The organism is Rahnella sp. RcJ3 (assembly GCF_009498575.1).
GTDB lineage: Bacteria > Pseudomonadota > Gammaproteobacteria > Enterobacterales > Enterobacteriaceae > Rahnella > Rahnella aceris.
The window spans coordinates 252881-271663 of record NZ_QSNX01000007.1; the positions used below are offsets into that span (position 1 = coordinate 252881).

The following is an 18783-nucleotide window of genomic DNA, read 5'->3' on the forward strand; positions in this document are numbered from 1 at the left end:
TTAAGAGGACTGACCGTGCATTATCATCCTAAATCCGATTTGCTCAATAACCGTATCATTCTGGTCACTGGCGCCGGCGACGGCATCGGCCGTGAAGCCGCACTGACGTATGCCCGTTTCGGCGCGCAGGTGATTTTACTGGGCCGTACTGAGAGTAAACTGGCCAGTGTGCAGCAGGAAATTGCCGCACGTAATCTGCGACCGGCTTTCATTTATGCACTGGATTTACAAACCGCCAGTCAGCAGGACTGCCAGCGCGTCGCAGATCAAATCGCTGCATGGGTGCCGCATCTGGACGGCGTTTTGCACAACGCCGGATTGCTGACTGACATCACGCCAATGGCTGAGATTAAGTTGCAGGACTGGATGAACGTCATGCAGGTCAATGTGAACGCCACGTTTATGCTGACCCAGTCGTTACTGCCGCTGATGCTGAAATCTGCCAGTTCTTCGCTGGTGTTCACCACGTCCAGCGTCGGACGCGAAGGCCGCAGCGGCTGGGGTGCTTACGCCGTGTCAAAATTCGCCACCGAAGGTATGATGCAGGTGCTGGCCGAAGAACATAAGCATACCGGCCTGCGCGTCAACTGCATCAATCCTGGCGGCACACGCACCAGCATGCGCGCCTCCGCGTTCCCCGATGAAAACAAAGATAAACTCAAGACACCGGCTGATATTATGCCGCTGTATCTGTATCTGATGGGCGATGACAGCCGCCGTAAAACAGGTATCAGTTTTGATGCCCAGCCAGGGCGCAAAGCCGGTCCGGCAGAATAAATAATCACGGAGTCTCTGATGACCGAAGATCGCCATAAACAGCGCCAGCAAAAGCTGAAAGAACAGGTTGATGCGCGCATTGACGCCGCCAAAGAACAGCGCGGGATACTGATTGTATTTACCGGTAACGGTAAGGGCAAAACCACGGCGGCATTTGGCACGGTGACCCGCGCTGTCGGCCATGGCATGCGCGCGGCAGTGATCCAGTTTATTAAAGGTGAATGGCCTAACGGCGAGAAAAATCTGCTCGAGCCTCATGGTGTGGAATTTCAGGTGATGGCGACCGGTTTTACCTGGGAAACGCAGAATAAAGAAACGGATACCGAAGCCTGCCAGGCCGTCTGGCAGCACGGTAAACGGATGCTGGCTGATGCATCATTAGATCTCGTGGTGCTTGATGAACTGACGTATATGGTCAGTTTTGGCTATCTGGATTTGCAGGACGTGGTGGATGCGCTGAAAGCCCGTCCCGCGCACCAGACCGTAATTATCACCGGGCGCGGCTGCCATCGTGATCTGCTGGAAATGGCCGATACCGTCAGCGAACTCCGTCCGGTGAAACATGCGTTTGACGCCGGAATTATGGCGCAGCAGGGCATTGACTGGTAACGCCCTGCTTTAACTTTTAAAGCGCTATCTGACACTCTGCCAGCGTCGCCATTTCGTTATGGACAGCACAGGCAGCATCAATCAGCGGTAACGCCAGCACCGCGCCGCTGCCCTCGCCCAGTCGTAAATTCAGATCGAAATACGGTTGCAGGCCCAGCGCTTCAAGCGCCAGCGTTGCGCCCTGCTCTGCTGAAATATGCGAAGGGATAAGATAGGGTTTCAGCGCAGGTGCTAACTGACACGCTGCCAGCGCCGACGCGTAAGAAAGGAAGCCATCCAGCACCAGCGGAATACCCGCCGCCGCCGCGCCAATCATCGCACCCGCCATGGCTACCAGTTCGAATCCCCCGACTTTTGCCATCACATCCAGTGCATCTGACGGATCCGGCTGATTTACCGCAATGGCTTTTTCGACCACGCTGATTTTATGCGCCAATCTGTCCGGCGGAAGATTCGCACCCAGCCCGACGGTTTGCGCTGGCGCGGCGCCGGTCAGCACCGCCACCATCGCCGCCGCCGGCGTGGTGTTTGCCATCCCGAGCTCACCGACAGCCAGCAGGGATAAACCGTTTTCAGCTTTCGCGATCACCCGTTCCGCACACCAGATCAGTAAAGATTCCGCCTGTTCGCGCGTCATCGCCGGGCCGGTGGCAATATTGCCGGTTCCCTGCGCAACTTTGTGATTCAGCGTACCGGGAATATCCGGCCCAATGATTCCGCAGTCAATCAGCGTCACCTGCGCCCCGGCTACCCGAGCCAGCACAGAAACCCCGGCTTTGCCCTGCACGATGTTCACCGCCTGAATCGCCGTTACCTCCTGCGGGGAGGGTGTGACGCCTTCCTGCCACACGCCATGATCGGCCGCCATCACCAGCACTTCTTTGCTCGGAAAATGCAAAGGCTGATCACCCCGGATGGATGACAGCTGAATCGCCAGTTGTTCCAGGCGGCCAAGACTGCCTAAAGGTTTTACCAGACTGTCGAGCCGCGCAGCAGCCGTTTGTGCGGCCTGTGCATCGGGTTCAGCAATCTGACGGATAATATTGGCCAGAGAAGCCATCGGGTTGTCCTTACCAGTTTAAAAGTTAAATACCGCTGTCATTAAAACGCTGAATGACACAAGCGCCGGGGCTGAGATCAATTTCACACAGGCAGCCTTGCTTAAATGGAAAACGCCACATGTCAGCCGGTGCCAGTTTCAGCATCATCGCCAGCAGCAGGCTGAGTGAACCCTGATGCGCGACTATTGCCAGCCGGCTTTCCTGCGGACGCAAATGCAACTGCTGCAACGCCTGCCGGATACGCTGAGTGAAATCTGTAAATGACTCACCTTGCGGTACGTCGGCCTTTTGCCAGTCCTGACACCAGGCCTGATAGCCTTCTGCCTGCGAGGCTTCGAGTTCTTTGTGATGACGCATTTCCCACTCGCCAAACCCCATTTCCTGCAACAGCGGCTGAGTTTCCATTGCCAGTTCGCGCCCGTAAGCAATAATGCCCGCCGTATCGCGGCTGCGGCGCATATCCGTGTGAATCAGTGCATCAAGCGAAGTAGAAGCCAGCTGACGCGCCACATGCTGCGCCTGTCGCTCACCCTCGGCGGTCAGCGCAATGTCGCTGCTGCCGCAAAAAACGCCGTTAACGTTAGCCTGAGTTTGTCCGTGCCGTATCAGATACAGTTTCATAATTTTGTCCCTTGTCTCAGTGCCATAACAGGAAAAACAGAAAGACCAGTTCACTCAATTCGCATGCCGCGCCCAGCGTATCGCCGGTCTGGCCGCCAATGCGCGTGGCGACAAAACGCCGGAAACCGAGAACAAACAGCAACGTCACCAGTAATGCAAACAGGGAGAATAACCCGCCGATGAGCAGCACCAGCGTTGCCATCAACAGTAATGTGATACCAAAGCGCCCTTCGCTGATCTTACCAATAAACAAATTGCCCATTCCTGACTCGCGGGCATAAGCCTGACGGTACATCATCACCGCCATCATGCTCCGCCCGACAACCGGCGTGACGATAAGAAACGCCAGCACCGGCAATCCGTCGGCGTTCATCTGATAAACCAGTGCGGTTCGCAACAAAACAGCCACAATCAGCGCCAGCGCGCCGTTGGTGCCGATCCGGCTGTCGCGCATAATCTCGAGAATACGCTCCCGGCTGCGCACCGAAAATAAACCGTCGCAACTGTCGGCCAGCCCGTCGAGATGTAAACCGCCGGTCAGCATAATATGTGCAATGACAACCGCAATCGCCGCCGGAAGCACACCGATATGCGGCATTAAAATCTGCCACACCAGCGCGGTCAGTAAACCGATAACCAGCCCGACCAGCGGAAAACAGACAATGCCGCGTGCATACTCTTTCAGTTCAATGCCATCGCACCAGTGATCCCTGACCGGGATGCGTGTGAGAAACTGCAATGTCGCGAGAAACAGCCGCCATAAAGCCATAATAAACACCCTGTTCTGAGTCGTTTTATTCCGATGTTTTCACCGGTACCGGAATGCCGGAGACAATCAGGTAGACATCATCCGCTGCGGCAGCCAGTTGCTGATTCACCCGCCCCGCAATATCACGAAAACGCCGTGCCAGCAGGTTATCCGGCACAATGCCCATCCCCACTTCGTTAGTGACAATAATCACTTCAGATTCAGGATGTTGCGCAGCTTCCATCAGTTTCGTGGTTTGCGCAAAAATATGCTGTTCTATTGCGTCAAAATCCATGTGTTCCGGCGGCGTTTCACCGGCCAGATCAAACAGAAGATTGGTAATCAACGTCGTGATGCACTCGATAATAATGGTCGGAAACTGCGCCTGATGCGCGAGTAAGACATCCCCCAGATCACGATAGCTTTCAAACGTATGCCAGTGAGCCGGACGTTGTTGCTGGTGATAACGGATGCGATCCGCCATTTCGGCATCAGTAACGACCGAGGTGGCGATATACAGCACCTCGCCGCCACGTTTCTCTGCTATCTGCTCAGCAAAATGGCTTTTACCACTGCGGGCACCTCCGGTGATTAGCATCATAATCAGCTCCTTGCGTTGTATTACTGAAGAGTATTCATGAACAGGGTGGATGCAGAATAATGTTATGCCCTGAATTTTGAGCAAAAAAAAACCGCAGTCACTGACTGCGGTTTATGAGCATAGACGCAAGTGCCTCGCTTGTCAGCGATTAACCCCGTTTTGCCGGGCCGGTAGTGCGGCGCGTCGGTGCAACCTGAGTATGGCGCTTCACAGCACGACGGATCTGGTTGGCTTTTACGCGACGACGATCACGCTCAACCGGCAGTTTGCTGACAGTTTCTTCCGTCATGTCGACCAGTGTGCGCAGATAGTTGATGTCTGGCAGATCCAGCTCTTTATAGCCACCGCGAGGCAGGCCTTTAGGCAGATTCAGATCACCGTAACGCACGCGGATCAGACGGCTTACCTGTACGCCAACAGCTTCCCACAGACGACGAACTTCGCGGTTACGTCCTTCTGTCAGGGTCACGTTGTACCACTGGTTCAAACCTTCACCGCCCTGGAATTTGATCGAGCGGAACGCCGCAGGACCGTCTTCCAGCTGCACGCCACGGCTCAGTTGTTTGATTTTTTCATCATCAACCTGACCGAAAACACGTACGGCATATTCACGCTCAACTTCACGACTCGGGTGCATCAGGCGATTAGCCAGTTCACCGTCGGTGGTGAATAACAGCAGGCCTGACGTGTTAACGTCCAGACGACCTACGGCGATCCAGCGGGAACCGCGCATTTTTGGCAGACGGTCAAAGACGGTCGGACGGCCTTCCGGATCATTGCGTGTACACAACTCGCCTTCAGGCTTGTAGTACGCCAGTACGCGGCAAACGGTGTCCTGAGATTCCATCACTGACAGAACGTGTCCATCAAGACGAATTTTGGTACCGCCGGTGACTTCCACGCGGTCGCCCAGCGTAGAAATTTTACCGTCAACGCTGACGCGGCCAGCCTGGATCATCGCTTCAACTTCACGACGTGAACCATGACCTGCGCGGGCGAGGACTTTTTGCAGTTTTTCGCTTTGACCTTCGGTGCTGTCCAGTGCGTTCTTCGGCTTCTGGTATTTCACTTCTTCTTCGTCACCGTTTTCATCAAACAGTGCTTCAGCTTTAGGTTTGGTTCCGCGAGGTTTCAACGTACGTGGCTTTTCACCGCGTGCATGTTCCGGACGACCCGGTTTGCCGCTGCGTGCTTTTTCTATACGTGAATTGTCGATACGGGATTCAGAACGCGAATCGCTGCGGCCTGCGTCAGAACGTGGTTTGTCTGAACGTGGCTTGTCGCTGCGCGGTTTGTCGCTGCGTGGTTTGTCAGTACGTGGCTTTTCGCCGCGCTTTTCAGCCCGCGACGGTTCCGGACGGCTTTTTGCTGCGCCGGAATTCCTGCCACTTTTTGGCTTGTCACCAGATGGACGTGATGCTTTGGATTTGTCGCTGGTGTGCTTCTGGGAATTATACTTCTCGCTCATTGAGCAGCCTCATTTGTCGCCTTCACAGGCGTCGGGGGGAGCCGGCAGCATGACCTGATTTGTCATCTGCCCGCAAAAATTCAGTTATTGCGTATCATTACAATGACTTAGAAAAAAGTCAGCCTGCCATTATACACATTTATATGCAATTTGTATCCTGCAAAAAACGTTGCAGTCCGGTTATTTTTCAAACAAGCCTCAGAGGAACGGTGTCGGATCGCCCGCGCCTTCACGCACCACTTCGGGCGCAGCCTCTGTCAGATCAACCACCGTGGTAGGCTGCTGACCAATAGACCCGCCGTCAATCACCAGATCCACCACCTTGCCCAAATGATCTTTGATATCTTCCGGATCGGATTCTGCAAAGTCATTGCCCGGCAGCATCAGCGTGGTCGACATCAGCGGCTCGCCCAACGCCTCCAGCAAGGCAATCGCAATCGGATTGGACGGCACGCGCAGGCCGATCGTTTTACGTTTCTCGCTCATCAGACGGCGCGGCACTTCTTTGGTCGCTTTCAGGATGAACGTGTAATTGCCCGGCGTGTTGTTTTTCATCAGGCGGAAAGCCGCGTTATCCACATAGGCGTAAGTCGACAGCTCAGACAAATCACGGCACACCAGGGTGAAGTTATGGTTGCTGTCCAGCTGACGAATCCGGCAAATACGCTCCATGGCGTTTTTCTCTTCCAGACGGCAACCCAGTGCATAACCGGAATCTGTCGGATACACGATAACCTGGCCTTTGCGCAGCAATTCTACGGCCTGATTAATCAGGCGGGGTTGCGGGTTTTCCGGATGAATATAAAAATATTGACTCATTTTTCCCTCTTAATTCTTCTTCTGCGGTCGGGCTTCAGACCGGTTCAATTTCAGGCTGTTTCCCGGCGACCGGCCAGTGTTGCCATACCGGTTCTACGCCTGCGGGAAGCCAAAGTTTGCGCCCCAGCTCAATCCACGAACAAGGCTGATGGAAATCAGATCCCTGTGAGGCGAGCAACTGATAATCACGGGCGTAAGCCGCCAGTTGTGCACGCTCATTGGGTGCCTGCTGACATTGCGCGACTTCCATCGCGTCGCCACCCTGTTCAGCAAAGAACGCCAGTAAGCGTTTCAGCCATTTTGTGGACAGTTCATAACGTCCCGGATGGGCGACAACCGCCTGTCCGCCAGACTGATGAATTGCATCAATCGCTTGTTCTATTGTACACCACTGTGGCGGAACGTAGCCGGTCTTGCCCTTGGCGAGGTATTTTTTGAATACCTGCGCAATGTTGTCAGCCGCGCCGAATTCCACCAGATAACGGGCAAAATGTGCACGGGTGACGGCTCCGCCATCGGCCAGACGTAACGCACCTTCCCACGCGCCTTCGATGCGCGCTTTCGCCAGACGACGGCCCATTTCCTGCGCACGCTGCTGACGCAAATCGGCCTGCACTTTCAGTAATTCCACCATCGCCGGATGCCCCGGGTCGATACCCAGCCCGACAATATGGATCTCATGATTTTCCCACAGCGTAGAAATCTCGACACCGTTTACCAGTTGCAGTGGCAGCTGATTGTCAGCAATCGCCCGCGCTGCCCGCGCCAGCCCTTCCGTGCTGTCGTGATCGGTGATCGCCAGTACGCCGACACGCATTTCTACTGCACGCGCCACCAGCGCTTCCGGTGTTAAATAGCCGTCAGATGCCGTGGTATGGCTGTGGAGATCGTAAAGGGTAAATGCGTTGCGGGTTATCTGGTCGTCTGCTGAAGGCGAAGTGTTTGTTGGTAAAGTCATCGTCACGTGGGGAATTAACCTGTTTCTGAATGCAGCACATATCATAACGCGTTAGTGCGTTGCACGTTAGGGATGATTTCACCCGGCCGTTACGCACTGTTACAGTGCTATAACAACACTGTTTGCACAACGTCGCCGCACCAAAGGGGGAAATTGCGCTAAAAGAGGGTTGACTTTACATCTCTGAACTAGTTTACTAGTACGCAAGTTCACGGAATAGCTCAGCAATGAACACCGTGACAAACCGATTCAGAAAGCTTACGTTTTAAAAACGATAGCTTCATAAACAAACAAGAGTGTCTGATGATGAAAACTTACATGATGGCGGTTCTCAGCTGGTGGCGTACTTCCCCTTGTCGGGCGGAGTAATCACGCATAGCTGTCATCAGACGCTGCAAGATTTCCGAAGCCCGCATAATGCGGGCTTTTTTGTGGCCGTCTAATTTGAAATCCGTTTAATACAAACGTTGAGAAAATTTCAGGAAGCAAAATGACTATTCAGAAACCACGTTTAGAATTGCTGACCGCAGAAGGATGTTACCGCGGCGACCCGACGGCCATTTTCCATCAGTTGTGCGGCGCCCGTCCGGCGACCCTGCTGCTGGAGTCCTCCGAAGTGACCAGCAAAGAAAACCTGAAGAGCCTGTTGATTGTCGACAGCGCCCTGCGCATCACGGCGCTGGGTTCCCGGGTTTCGATTCAGGCACTCACGCCAAACGGCGCGTCATTACTCTCACTGATTGACACCGCGTTACCGGCTGAAATGCGTAACGACGTGCGTCCGAATGGCCGCGAGCTGAGTTTCCCGTCCATCGACCAGATGCAGGATGAAGACGCCCGCCTGCGTTCGCGCTCCGTGTTTGATGCGTTACGCAGCATCCTAACCTCAGTTGAAGCGCCTGCCGATGAGCGCGAAGCGATGTTCCTCGGCGGTCTGTTTGCCTACGATCTGGTCGCCGGTTTTGAAGATTTACCGGCATTAGAGTCTGACCAGCGTTGCCCGGATTTCTGCTTCTATCTGGCAGAAACTCTGCTGGTACTCGACCATCAGAACCGTTCATGTCGTTTGCAGGCCAGCCTGTTTACGCCGTCGCCGGAAGAGAAACAGCGTCTGCAAGCCCGCCTTGAACAACTGCAGCACCAGTTACAGCTACCGCCGCACGCCATTCCGCACCAGAGCGTGCCGGAAATGCAACTGAGCGTAAATCAGAGCGATGAAGAGTTTGGTGCCGTGGTAGAGAAGATGAAAGTGGCGATCCGCGCCGGTGAAATTTTCCAGGTGGTGCCTTCACGTCGTTTCTCACTGCCGTGCCCTGCTCCGCTGGCCGCTTATGAAACGCTGAAAAACAACAACCCGAGCCCGTATATGTTCTTCATGCAGGATAACGATTTCACGTTGTTCGGCGCGTCGCCGGAAAGTGCGCTGAAATACGACGCGACAAATCGTCAGATTGAAATCTATCCGATTGCCGGTACACGCCCTCGTGGTCGCCGCGCTGACGGTTCACTGGATTTGGATCTCGACAGCCGCATCGAACTGGAAATGCGGACTGACCATAAAGAGCTGGCCGAACATCTGATGCTGGTGGATTTGGCGCGTAACGATCTGGCGCGTATCTGTGAGCCGGGCAGCCGTTACGTGGCCGACCTGACTAAAGTTGACCGCTATTCCTTCGTGATGCATCTGGTGTCCCGCGTGGTTGGCACGCTGCGTCATGACCTCGACGTACTGCACGCTTATCAGGCCGTGATGAACATGGGCACACTGACCGGCGCACCGAAAGTGCGCGCCATGCAGCTGATTTCTGCCTCCGAGCAAACCCGTCGCGGAAGCTACGGCGGCGCAGTGGGTTACTTCACCGCTCACGGTGATTTAGATACCTGCATCGTGATCCGCTCCGCCTATGTCGAAGACGGCATCGCCACCGTACAGGCTGGCGGCGGTGTGGTGCTCGATTCCGTTCCGCAAGCCGAAGCCGACGAAACCCGTAATAAAGCCCGTGCAGTGCTGCGTGCCATCGCCACCGCCCATAATGCGAAAGAGGTATTTTAAGATGGCCGATATCTTACTCATCGATAACGTCGATTCCTTTACATACAACCTCGTCGATCAGTTGCGCTCGAGCGGACATAACGTGGTGATTTATCGCAATCAGATCCCGGCTGACGTCATTATTGAAAAACTCAGCCAACTGGAAAAACCGGTGCTGGTGCTTTCTCCGGGACCGGGTACGCCGTCCGAAGCTGGTTGCATGCCTGAGCTGCTCAAACGCCTGCGCGGTCAGTTGCCGATTATCGGTATCTGCCTCGGTCATCAGGCAATTGTGGAAACCTACGGCGGTTTCGTCGGCCAGGCCGGTGAAATCCTGCACGGCAAAGCCTCTTCTATTACGCATGACAACGAAGCGATGTTCGCCGGTATGAACAATCCGCTGCCGGTGGCGCGTTATCACTCGCTGGTCGGCAGCCAGATCCCTGAGGGACTGACCGTCAACGCCCGCTACGGCGATATGGTGATGGCAGTACGTCACGAAGAAGATCGCGTCTGCGGTTTCCAGTTCCATCCGGAATCCATTTTAACTTCACAGGGCGCCCGTCTGCTTGAGCAGACACTGGCCTGGGCTTTGGCGTAAGGAGAACTGTCATGCAAACGCAAACTATTCCCGGCATTCTCGACAATCTGTTCCGCGCTCAGACAATGACGCAGGAAGAAAGCCAGCAGCTATTTACCGCCATCGTGAATGGCGAACTGGAACCGGCGCAACTGGCCGGTGCATTAATCAGCATGAAAGTGCGCGGTGAGCAACCGGCTGAAATCGCCGGCGCCGCAAAAGCATTGCTGGCACACGCCGAGCCGTTCCCGCGTCCTGACTATCCGTTTGCGGACATTGTCGGCACCGGCGGCGACGGCACCAACAGCATCAATATTTCCACCGCCAGCGCCTTTGTAGCGGCAGCGTGTGGGGCACGGGTGGCAAAACACGGCAACCGCAGCGTGTCCAGCCGTTCGGGCTCATCGGATTTACTGGCTGCTTTTGGCATCCGTCTGGATATGCCTGCGGAAGAATCCCGGGCCGCGCTGGATGATCTGGGTGTGTGTTTCCTGTTCGCGCCGCAATACCACACCGGTTTCCGCCATGCGATGCCGGTGCGTAAATCGCTGAAAACCCGCACGCTGTTTAACGTGCTCGGGCCGCTGATCAACCCGGCACGTCCTCCGCTGGCACTGATTGGCGTGTACAGCCCCGAACTGGTGCAGCCGATTGCAGAAACATTGCGGGCACTGGGTTATGAGCGTGCTGCGGTGGTTCACGGCGGCGGCATGGATGAAGTGGCGATCCACGCGGCAACGCAGGTTGCGGAGCTGAAAGACGGTCAAATAACCAGTTATGAACTGACGCCACAGGACTTCGGTATGGATAATTATCCGATAGAATCCCTGCTGGGTGGCGAGCCGGAAGAAAACCGTGACATTCTGGCACGCTTATTACAAGGTAAAGGAGATCCGGCCCATGAAGCCGCAGTGGCCGTTAATGTAGCGATGTTACTGCGTCTGTTCGGTCAGGAAGATTTAAAGCAAAATGCACAACAGGCTTTGGCCGTCATGCGCAGCGGTGAACCCTACCAGCGCGTGGTGGCATTGGCAGCAAGAGGATAAGTGATGCAGCAGGAAACCGTGCTCCACAAAATTGTTCGCGATAAAGAAATTTGGGTCGCGGCACGTAAAGATCAGCAACCGCTGGCCAGCTTTCAGAACGACATAACTCAGAGCCAGCGCAGTTTCTACCATGCCCTGCAAGGGGCAAGAACCGCCTTTATTCTGGAGTGCAAACAAGCGTCTCCGTCGAAAGGCAAGATCCGCGATAACTTTGATCCGGTAGAAATCGCCAGTGTTTATAAAGACCATGCTTCCGCCATTTCAGTATTAACCGACGAAAAATACTTCCAGGGCAGTTTTGATTTTCTGCCGCTGGTGAGCAAAACCGTCACACAGCCTGTGCTGTGCAAAGATTTTATTATCGACCCGTATCAGATCCATCTGGCCCGTTTCTATCAGGCTGATGCGATTTTGCTGATGCTGTCAGTGCTCGATGACGATCAGTACGTTCAGCTCGCCGCGGTTGCTCACAGCCTTAACATGGGGGTGCTGACGGAGGCCAGTAATGAAGAAGAACTGGATCGCGCCGTTAAACTGAAAGCCAAAGTCGTCGGTATCAATAACCGCGATTTGCGCGATTTGTCTATCGACCTGAACCGCACCCGTGAGCTGGCACCGCGCGTACCGCATGGCGTCACGGTCATCAGTGAATCAGGTATTAATACTTACGGACAAATCCGTGAACTGAGCCGCTTCGCCAATGGCTTCCTGATCGGCAGTGCGCTGATGTCGGAACAAGATCTGAGCAGTGCCGTTCGTCGCGTGCTGCTCGGTGAAAACAAGGTCTGTGGCCTGACCCGCGCTCAGGATGCCAAAGCCGCGCACGAAGCTGGTGCTATTTATGGCGGGCTGATTTTTGTTGAAGCCTCACCGCGTTTCGTGACACAGACGCAGGCGAAAGAAGTGCAGAACGGCGCACCGCTGAAGTATGTCGGCGTGTTCCGCGATGAAGAAATCACCACAGTGGCCCAGACGGCTCAGACATTAAACCTGACCGCCGTGCAGCTTCACGGCGACGAGAGTCAGGCTTATATCGATGAACTGCGCGCAACGCTGCCGCAAACGGTTCAGATCTGGAAAGCGCTGAGCGTCAAAGAAACATTGCCGGCGCGCGACCTGAATCACGTGGATCGTTACGTCCTGGACAACGGCAAAGGGGGCACGGGTCACCGGTTCGACTGGAGCAAACTGGCCGGTCAGGATTTGAGCAATACCTTGCTCGCCGGTGGACTGAGCGCAGATAACTGCGTCGAAGCCGCACAACTCGGTTGCGCAGGCCTGGATTTCAACTCAGGTGTTGAAAGCGAGCCGGGCATCAAAGATGCCGGGAAAATTAATGCCGTATTCCAGACATTGCGGGCGTATTAAGCCGCACGCAATGACGCAAAAATTGACAGACAGGACGCGATAACATGACTTTACTTAATCCCTACTTTGGCGAATTTGGCGGCCAGTATGTCCCGCAAATTCTGATGCCTGCGCTGGCTCAGCTGGAAGAAGCTTTTGTCAGCGCACAGCGCGACCCTGAGTTTCAGGCCGAATTCATTGATTTACTGAAAAACTACGCAGGCCGCCCGACCGCGCTGACACTGTGTAAAAACCTGACCGCAGGCACCAAAACCAAGCTGTACCTTAAGCGTGAAGATTTGCTGCACGGCGGCGCGCACAAAACTAACCAGGTGTTGGGTCAGGCATTACTGGCTAAGCGCATGGGCAAAACTGAAATCATCGCCGAAACCGGCGCGGGTCAGCACGGCGTGGCATCGGCATTGGCCTGTGCGCTGCTCGGCCTGAAATGCCGCATTTATATGGGCGCAAAAGACATTGAGCGTCAGTCGCCAAACGTGTTCCGTATGCGTCTGATGGGGGCTGAAGTGATTCCGGTGCATAGCGGTTCTTCCACGCTGAAAGATGCCTGTAATGAGGCGCTGCGTGACTGGTCCGGCAGCTATGAAAAAGCCCACTACATGCTGGGCACGGCAGCAGGCCCGCATCCGTATCCGACCATCGTGCGTGAATTCCAGCGTATGATCGGCGAAGAAACCAAAGCGCAGATGCAGGAACGCGAAGGCTGCCTGCCGGATGCGGTGATTGCCTGCGTCGGCGGCGGTTCCAATGCGATCGGTATGTTTGCGGATTTCATCGACGACACCAGCGTGAAGCTGATTGGCGTTGAACCGGGTGGTCTGGGCATTGAAACCGGACAACACGGCGCGCCGCTTAAACACGGTCACGTCGGCATTTACTTCGGCATGAAAGCACCGATGATGCAGACGTCTGAGGGTCAGATTGAAGAATCCTACTCGATTTCAGCCGGTCTGGATTTCCCGTCCGTCGGCCCGCAACACGCTTTTCTCAACAGCATTGGCCGTGCAGAATATGTGTCGATTACCGATGATGAAGCGCTGGATGCCTTTAAAGAATTGTCCCGCCATGAAGGGATTATTCCTGCACTGGAATCCTCTCATGCGCTGGCTTACGCGCTGAAACTGATCAAGGAAACACCAGAGAAAGAACAAATCCTGGTCGTGAATTTGTCAGGTCGCGGCGACAAAGACATTTTCACCGTACACGACATCCTGACTGCCCGGGGAGAGATTTAATGGAACGTTATCAGCAATTATTCAAGCGTCTGGAAAGCAAAAAAGAAGGCGCATTTGTTCCTTTCGTCACGCTGGGCGATCCGGGCGTTGAGCTGTCACTGTCAATCATCGATACGCTGATCGAAGCCGGTGCCGACGCACTGGAACTGGGTGTACCGTTCTCCGATCCTCTGGCCGATGGCCCGACCATTCAGAATGCAAATCTGCGTGCTTTTGCTGCGGGTGTGACGCCAACGCAATGCTTCAACATGCTGGCCCGTATTCGCGAAAAGCATCCGGATATTCCGATTGGCCTGCTGATGTATGCCAACCTGGTGTTCCACAATGGTATTGAAACCTTCTATCAGCGTTGCGCTGAAGTGGGCGTCGATTCGGTGCTGGTTGCCGATGTGCCGTTTGAAGAATCTGCGCCATTCCGTGCGGCCGCGTTACGCCACGGCATCGCTCCTATCTTCATCTGTCCGCCAAATGCCTCTGACGATTTGCTGCGTGAGATTTCGTCTCATGGCCGCGGATACACTTACTTGCTGTCACGTGCAGGCGTGACAGGCACTGAAAAACGCGCGCTGACGCCGCTGAATCACTTGGTTGATAAGTTACGTGAATACAATGCCGCGCCACCCTTGCAGGGCTTTGGTATTTCCGAACCGTCACAGGTGAAAGAAACGCTGGCCGCAGGCGCAGCCGGTGCTATTTCCGGTTCAGCGACGGTGCGTATCATCGAAAACAATCAGCATCAGCCTTCTGAAATGCTGGCTCAGCTTTCCCGCTTTGTCAGTGAAATGAAGGCCGCGACCCGCGCTTAACCCTCTCTCAGACAGAACCTCAGTCATACAGTGACTAAGGTTCTGTTTCTTTTAATTTCTTACTTTTTTTTACCCCGCTTAATTTGTATTACCCATTTCAATAATCCAAACTAAAATTACTCTGCAGATCAATGATACTGTATGAGAGAGATATCATCTGCTCAGTTAACATGTTGTTTCTTTTGGTTTTATAACAAATCATGGAGAGTTATTTTATGAAGCTATTCAAAACATTGTCCGCATTCTGCATGGCAGCGGTTGTGGTCCTGGCTGTTGCCGCTTGTGCGCCGACCAAAAAATCAGAAGGAACCGGTGGTTACATCGATGACACCGTCGTCACCACAAAAGTAAAATCTGCCCTGCTGGCAGATAAGAGTATTAAATCCACTGAGATCAGTGTCGAGACCTTTAAAGGCCGCGTACAGTTGAGTGGTTTTGTGACGTCAACAGCAGATGCAAACCGTGCAGTTGAAGTGACTCGCGGCGTAGCCGGTGTGCGTTCAATTGAGAATGATATGCGACTGAAATAATCAGGAATGTAGCAAACTGAAAATCTAAGAGGCGCCGAAGCGCCTCTTTTTTTGGACCGTCTTTCCGGAAATCAGAAACGATAGCCGGCGCCAAACATAAAGACCCATGGGTCGATCCGGGTGTTGATGTTTTGCTGCTCACCACCAGCTTTGAATTTGACTTCCGTATCAATATCCATCCACCAGACAGACATGTTAATTAACCAGTTATCGTCCAGGTTGTAATCCAGACCAGCCTGCGTTGCCACACCCCAGGAATCTTTGACGCTTAAATCAGACAGCCCGGCATCACGCCCGGTCTGGTTGAAATCCGCGTCATAAAATGTGGTGTAGTTGATACCTACTCCGAGGTACGGACGCAATTTGTCCTGACGGTCACCAAAGTAATATTGCGCCATCAGAGACGGCGGTAATTGTTTCACTTCTGCGATAGTCCCGGTACTTTGCAGACCGACTTTGTGCTGGAACGGTGTGGCTGCCAGCAACTCCATCCCGATATTGTCAGTGAACATGTAACCGAGGGTTAATCCCATCTGCGTGTTGTTATTGATATTAAATGAACCCAGACCCAGCACGTTGTCCGAGCCTTCTGTCGGACGAACCGTGGCTGTCCCTACGCGAAAAATCACATCCCCTGCCTGATGTGCGCTCGAGACTGCCGGAAATGCCGCTGCTGCCACTAATGCCCAATATGCTGCTTTCATTGTCCCTTCCCTTTGTGTGGATTAGTTATCAACCGCGCGAATGATACCTACTCTTTGGTATGGCTTGATCAATGCGGGATCACATCTTTAAAACAAAAAGTAAGAAAATGCATCTTCCGCAAAGCGATCTAAATCTATAAAAACAAAGGAATTGATCTGCATCAAAAATGAGGAGATTTTGTTGTTTTGTTAACAGGTGATATTTCAGTTGCTAAAAAAAATGGTGCTGCGTAATTTGCATACTCATAGTTAGTTTTGGTTTGGTGCCGTAAGGAGTCGGTAACTTCCAAGATGGGCGAAATTAACAATCCTTGTATGACCTGTGGCGCATGCTGCGCTTATTTCCGCGTTTCATTTTATTGGGCTGAATCTGAAGAGGCTGGCGGCTGTGTTCCGCAGGCACTGACAGAGCAAGTCACCCCTTTTCTGAGTTGCATGCAAGGCACGAACAGTAAAACGCCGCGCTGTGTTGCCCTGGAGGGTGAAGTGGGACATGCGGTTTCCTGTTCTGTTTATCTCAACCGTCCGACACCGTGCCGCGAATTCGATCAGTCAGGGTTGAATGGCATCGGCAATGCTGCCTGCGATCGTGCCCGTGCGAAGTATGGCCTGCCCCCTCTGGATGTAAATTTACCGACGATTGATCTCAGCCACCTCAGTTGCGTTTAAGCAGAGATTGATCGACGGGTCTGACAGGAAATCAGCGCAAAACTATCGGCGGAGGGTATTTAAAGGGTACAATCCCCGCCTTATTGATTTTTGCTTTTTGCCAAGGAGCGTCCATGTCTATCACGGCCAGTACGTTGTACCGTGACAGTTATAATTTTATGCGTAATCAGATGAGTAGCGTTTTGGCGCTCTCGGTTCTGGCCGCATTAATCACCGTCATATTAAGCTGGGTTTTAAGTCCTTCATCTGAGCAGGTCGAGGCCATCGGGCAACTGATGAGTAACATGACCGGCATGAGCGTCGGCGATATGATGGGATATATTGAGCAGCAGATTACTCCGGAGCAGCAAAGCGCGATTTTCCGTTACAGCCTGGCCGCTCTGCTGTCAACGCTCGCCGGAAACGTTATTCTGGTCGGCGGCGTTCTGACGTTGATCCAACTGATTTCTCAGGGCGTTCGCGCCAGTATTACGCAAATTTTGAGTGCGTCATTGCCGGTGTTGCCACGTCTGGCCATTTTGCTGTTTATTTACAGCATCATGTTCCGTATCGGTCTGGCGCTGCTGTTTGTTCCGGCATTCCTGATTGCGATTGCCTGGTCAATGTCACCGGTTATTTCCTGTAAAGAGAATGCCGGCGTGTTCAAAGCAATGCGCCTGAGCACCCGCCTGGCCTTCAGCAATGTGCGTCTGGTCGCCCCGGCCGTGATGCTGTGGATTGTGGCGCAGGTGGTGCTGATGCTGTTTGTTGGCGTACTGAGTGCGCTGAATCCGATGATTGGTGCAGTGATCCTCGGCGCAGTGAGCAACCTGATCAGCGCCTTTATGCTGATTTATCTGTTCCGTCTTTACATGAAATTACATGCATAATATAGACATAACTTTTTCAGGGGCGCTCCGGCGCCCTTTTCTTTTGTCCGCGAAATGATTCCGGTATAGTCATCCCATACATAAAACATGGAATGAAGTATGAAGCAGCTCCTCGATTTTCTTCCCCTGATTGTCTTTTTTGTGGTTTATAAGCTTTACGATATTTTTGTCGCATCAGGCGCGTTAATTGCGGCCACCGCGTTAGCGTTAGTGATTACCTGGATTCTGTATCGCAAAATCGAGAAGATGACGTTAATCACCTTCGCGATGGTCGCTGTTTTCGGCACCCTGACACTGGTTTTCCATAATGACGAATTCATTAAATGGAAAGTGACAGTTATTTATATGCTGTTCTCCGGTGCATTACTGATCAGCCAGCTGGTTCTGAAAAAGCCGTTAATCCAGCGTATGTTGGGTAAAGAGCTGACATTGCCGGATCACGTATGGAATAAACTGAACGTCAGCTGGGCCATCTTTTTCCTGCTGTGCGGACTGGCCAATATCTATGTGGCCTTTTGGTTACCGCAGAATATCTGGGTTAACTTCAAGGTATTTGGCCTGACCGCACTGACGCTGGTATTCACCCTGCTGAGTGGCGTCTATATTTACCGGCATATGCCGGATGACGAAAAAAAATAAGCATTCTTCTGCACGGGCCTTTCTTTGAAAGGCCTTACTTTTTCAAATTGTTGAACTGTGTGAAGCCTATCGTATGAACGAAAAACATAGCTTACCCAATGGTGAAATGGTGTTGCGTACGCTGGCGATGCCAGCTGACACCAATGCGAATGGCGACATCTTTGGCGGATGGCTGATGTCGCAGATGGATATGGGCGGGGCGATTCAGGCGAAAGAAATCGCCAAAGGTCGCGTAGTGACCGTACGCGTTGACGGCATGACGTTTCTTAAACCCGTGGCTGTCGGGGATGTGGTGTGCTGCTACGCACGCTGTATTCGTACCGGTAACAGCTCGATCACCATCAACGTGGAAGTGTGGGTGAAGAAAGTCTCTTCTGAGCCCATCGGACAGCGTTACAGAGCCACTGAAGCGGTGTTTACGTATGTTGCTGTAGATGATGAAGGGAAATCGCGCCAGTTGCCTGACGGTCGCAGTAATTTCAGCGTCGATTCCGACGGTGTCTCTCAGGACTAAGCCGGTTCTGTATGATGGGAAGTAAAAGACTGGAAGTAAAAAGGTCGCCTTCATGGCTAATGCCGATCGTTTAAGGATCAGTTGACCGATCCGGTGGCTCGTGTAAAAAGGGTTCATGCTCATCATGGA

Annotated in this window: 19 protein-coding genes, 1 pseudogene and 1 other annotated feature; of the genes and pseudogenes, 12 read left to right on the plus strand and 8 right to left on the minus strand. The window is 53.3% G+C overall.

Annotation, left to right across the window (positions count from 1 at the left end; genetic code table 11):
* Positions 1-15 precede the first annotated feature (15 nt).
* Entirely contained in the window at positions 16-777 is a 762-nt protein-coding gene (locus DXU84_RS11845; RefSeq protein ID WP_015690068.1) for a YciK family oxidoreductase, read from the plus strand.
* An 18-nt stretch (positions 778-795) separates the two neighbouring features.
* A complete protein-coding gene (gene cobO, locus DXU84_RS11850; protein WP_013575916.1) occupies positions 796-1386 on the plus strand; it encodes a cob(I)yrinic acid a,c-diamide adenosyltransferase in 591 nt (196 codons plus the stop codon).
* A 16-nt stretch (positions 1387-1402) separates the two neighbouring features.
* On the opposite strand, the gene cobT is transcribed toward cobO, so the two are convergent.
* The 7 genes from cobT to DXU84_RS11885 form a co-directional block, all read right to left on the minus strand.
* Positions 1403-2446 carry a nicotinate-nucleotide--dimethylbenzimidazole phosphoribosyltransferase gene (gene cobT, locus DXU84_RS11855; protein ID WP_153375808.1) on the minus strand — a complete coding sequence of 348 codons (1044 nt, stop codon included), beginning with the start codon at positions 2444-2446 and terminating at the stop codon, positions 1403-1405.
* 25 nt (positions 2447-2471) lie between these two features.
* A complete protein-coding gene (gene cobC / locus DXU84_RS11860) occupies positions 2472-3068 on the minus strand; it encodes an alpha-ribazole phosphatase (RefSeq protein ID WP_013575918.1) in 597 nt (198 codons plus the stop codon).
* Between the two features lie 16 nt (positions 3069-3084).
* Positions 3085-3837 carry an adenosylcobinamide-GDP ribazoletransferase gene (cobS, locus tag DXU84_RS11865; RefSeq protein ID WP_153375810.1) on the minus strand — a complete coding sequence of 251 codons (753 nt, stop codon included), beginning with the start codon at positions 3835-3837 and terminating at the stop codon, positions 3085-3087.
* A 25-nt stretch (positions 3838-3862) separates the two neighbouring features.
* Entirely contained in the window at positions 3863-4417 is a 555-nt protein-coding gene (gene cobU, locus DXU84_RS11870) for a bifunctional adenosylcobinamide kinase/adenosylcobinamide-phosphate guanylyltransferase (RefSeq protein ID WP_153375812.1), read from the minus strand.
* Positions 4418-4565: 148 nt separating this feature from the next.
* Positions 4566-5486: a 23S rRNA pseudouridine(2605) synthase RluB gene (gene rluB, locus DXU84_RS11875; RefSeq protein ID WP_223509797.1), complete on the minus strand. Its 921-nt coding sequence runs from the start codon at positions 5484-5486 to the stop codon at positions 4566-4568.
* 597 nt (positions 5487-6083) lie between these two features.
* On the minus strand, positions 6084-6704 hold the full coding sequence (locus tag DXU84_RS11880; RefSeq protein WP_013575922.1) for an L-threonylcarbamoyladenylate synthase: 621 nt from the start codon (positions 6702-6704) through the stop codon (positions 6084-6086).
* Between the two features lie 34 nt (positions 6705-6738).
* On the minus strand, positions 6739-7662 hold the full coding sequence (locus DXU84_RS11885; RefSeq protein WP_013575923.1) for a PHP domain-containing protein: 924 nt from the start codon (positions 7660-7662) through the stop codon (positions 6739-6741).
* Between the two features lie 330 nt (positions 7663-7992).
* Positions 7993-8095 (plus strand) — a sequence feature (Trp leader region).
* Between the two features lie 57 nt (positions 8096-8152).
* On the opposite strand from DXU84_RS11885, the gene DXU84_RS11890 reads away from it, so the two are divergent.
* The 6 genes and pseudogenes from DXU84_RS11890 to DXU84_RS11920 all read left to right on the plus strand — a co-directional run bounded on the left by DXU84_RS11890 (position 8153) and on the right by DXU84_RS11920 (position 15259).
* Positions 8153-9715 (plus strand): anthranilate synthase component 1, encoded by a 1563-nt coding sequence (locus DXU84_RS11890; protein WP_013575924.1) that lies wholly within the window; start codon positions 8153-8155, stop codon positions 9713-9715.
* A gap of 1 nt (position 9716) precedes the next feature.
* Positions 9717-11320: pseudogene (gene trpD / locus DXU84_RS25125) on the plus strand (bifunctional anthranilate synthase glutamate amidotransferase component TrpG/anthranilate phosphoribosyltransferase TrpD).
* A 3-nt stretch (positions 11321-11323) separates the two neighbouring features.
* Positions 11324-12688, plus strand: coding sequence for a bifunctional indole-3-glycerol-phosphate synthase TrpC/phosphoribosylanthranilate isomerase TrpF (gene trpCF, locus DXU84_RS11905; protein WP_153375814.1), 1365 nt, complete (start codon positions 11324-11326; stop codon positions 12686-12688).
* A 44-nt stretch (positions 12689-12732) separates the two neighbouring features.
* Positions 12733-13923 (plus strand): tryptophan synthase subunit beta, encoded by a 1191-nt coding sequence (gene trpB, locus DXU84_RS11910; RefSeq protein WP_013575928.1) that lies wholly within the window; start codon positions 12733-12735, stop codon positions 13921-13923.
* The gene (gene trpA / locus DXU84_RS11915; protein WP_013575929.1) at positions 13923-14729 is read left to right on the plus strand and encodes a tryptophan synthase subunit alpha; all 807 of its coding nucleotides are present in this window, start codon (positions 13923-13925) and stop codon (positions 14727-14729) included. The genes trpB and trpA overlap by 1 nt, the downstream gene beginning before the upstream one ends.
* 215 nt (positions 14730-14944) lie before the next feature.
* Positions 14945-15259: a BON domain-containing protein gene (locus DXU84_RS11920; protein ID WP_013575930.1), complete on the plus strand. Its 315-nt coding sequence runs from the start codon at positions 14945-14947 to the stop codon at positions 15257-15259.
* 71 nt (positions 15260-15330) lie between these two features.
* On the opposite strand, the gene ompW is transcribed toward DXU84_RS11920, so the two are convergent.
* Positions 15331-15963, minus strand: a complete 633-nt coding sequence (ompW, locus tag DXU84_RS11925; RefSeq protein ID WP_013575931.1) for an outer membrane protein OmpW — start codon at positions 15961-15963, stop codon at positions 15331-15333.
* A gap of 291 nt (positions 15964-16254) precedes the next feature.
* On the opposite strand from ompW, the gene DXU84_RS11930 reads away from it, so the two are divergent.
* The 4 genes from DXU84_RS11930 to yciA all read left to right on the plus strand — a co-directional run bounded on the left by DXU84_RS11930 (position 16255) and on the right by yciA (position 18654).
* A complete protein-coding gene (locus tag DXU84_RS11930) occupies positions 16255-16632 on the plus strand; it encodes a YkgJ family cysteine cluster protein (RefSeq protein WP_013575932.1) in 378 nt (125 codons plus the stop codon).
* 113 nt (positions 16633-16745) lie between these two features.
* Positions 16746-17501: a YciC family protein gene (locus tag DXU84_RS11935; protein WP_013575933.1), complete on the plus strand. Its 756-nt coding sequence runs from the start codon at positions 16746-16748 to the stop codon at positions 17499-17501.
* A 99-nt stretch (positions 17502-17600) separates the two neighbouring features.
* Positions 17601-18140: a septation protein A gene (locus DXU84_RS11940; protein ID WP_013575934.1), complete on the plus strand. Its 540-nt coding sequence runs from the start codon at positions 17601-17603 to the stop codon at positions 18138-18140.
* 73 nt (positions 18141-18213) lie between these two features.
* Entirely contained in the window at positions 18214-18654 is a 441-nt protein-coding gene (yciA, locus tag DXU84_RS11945) for an acyl-CoA thioester hydrolase YciA (protein WP_013575935.1), read from the plus strand.
* Positions 18655-18783: the final 129 nt, after the last annotated feature.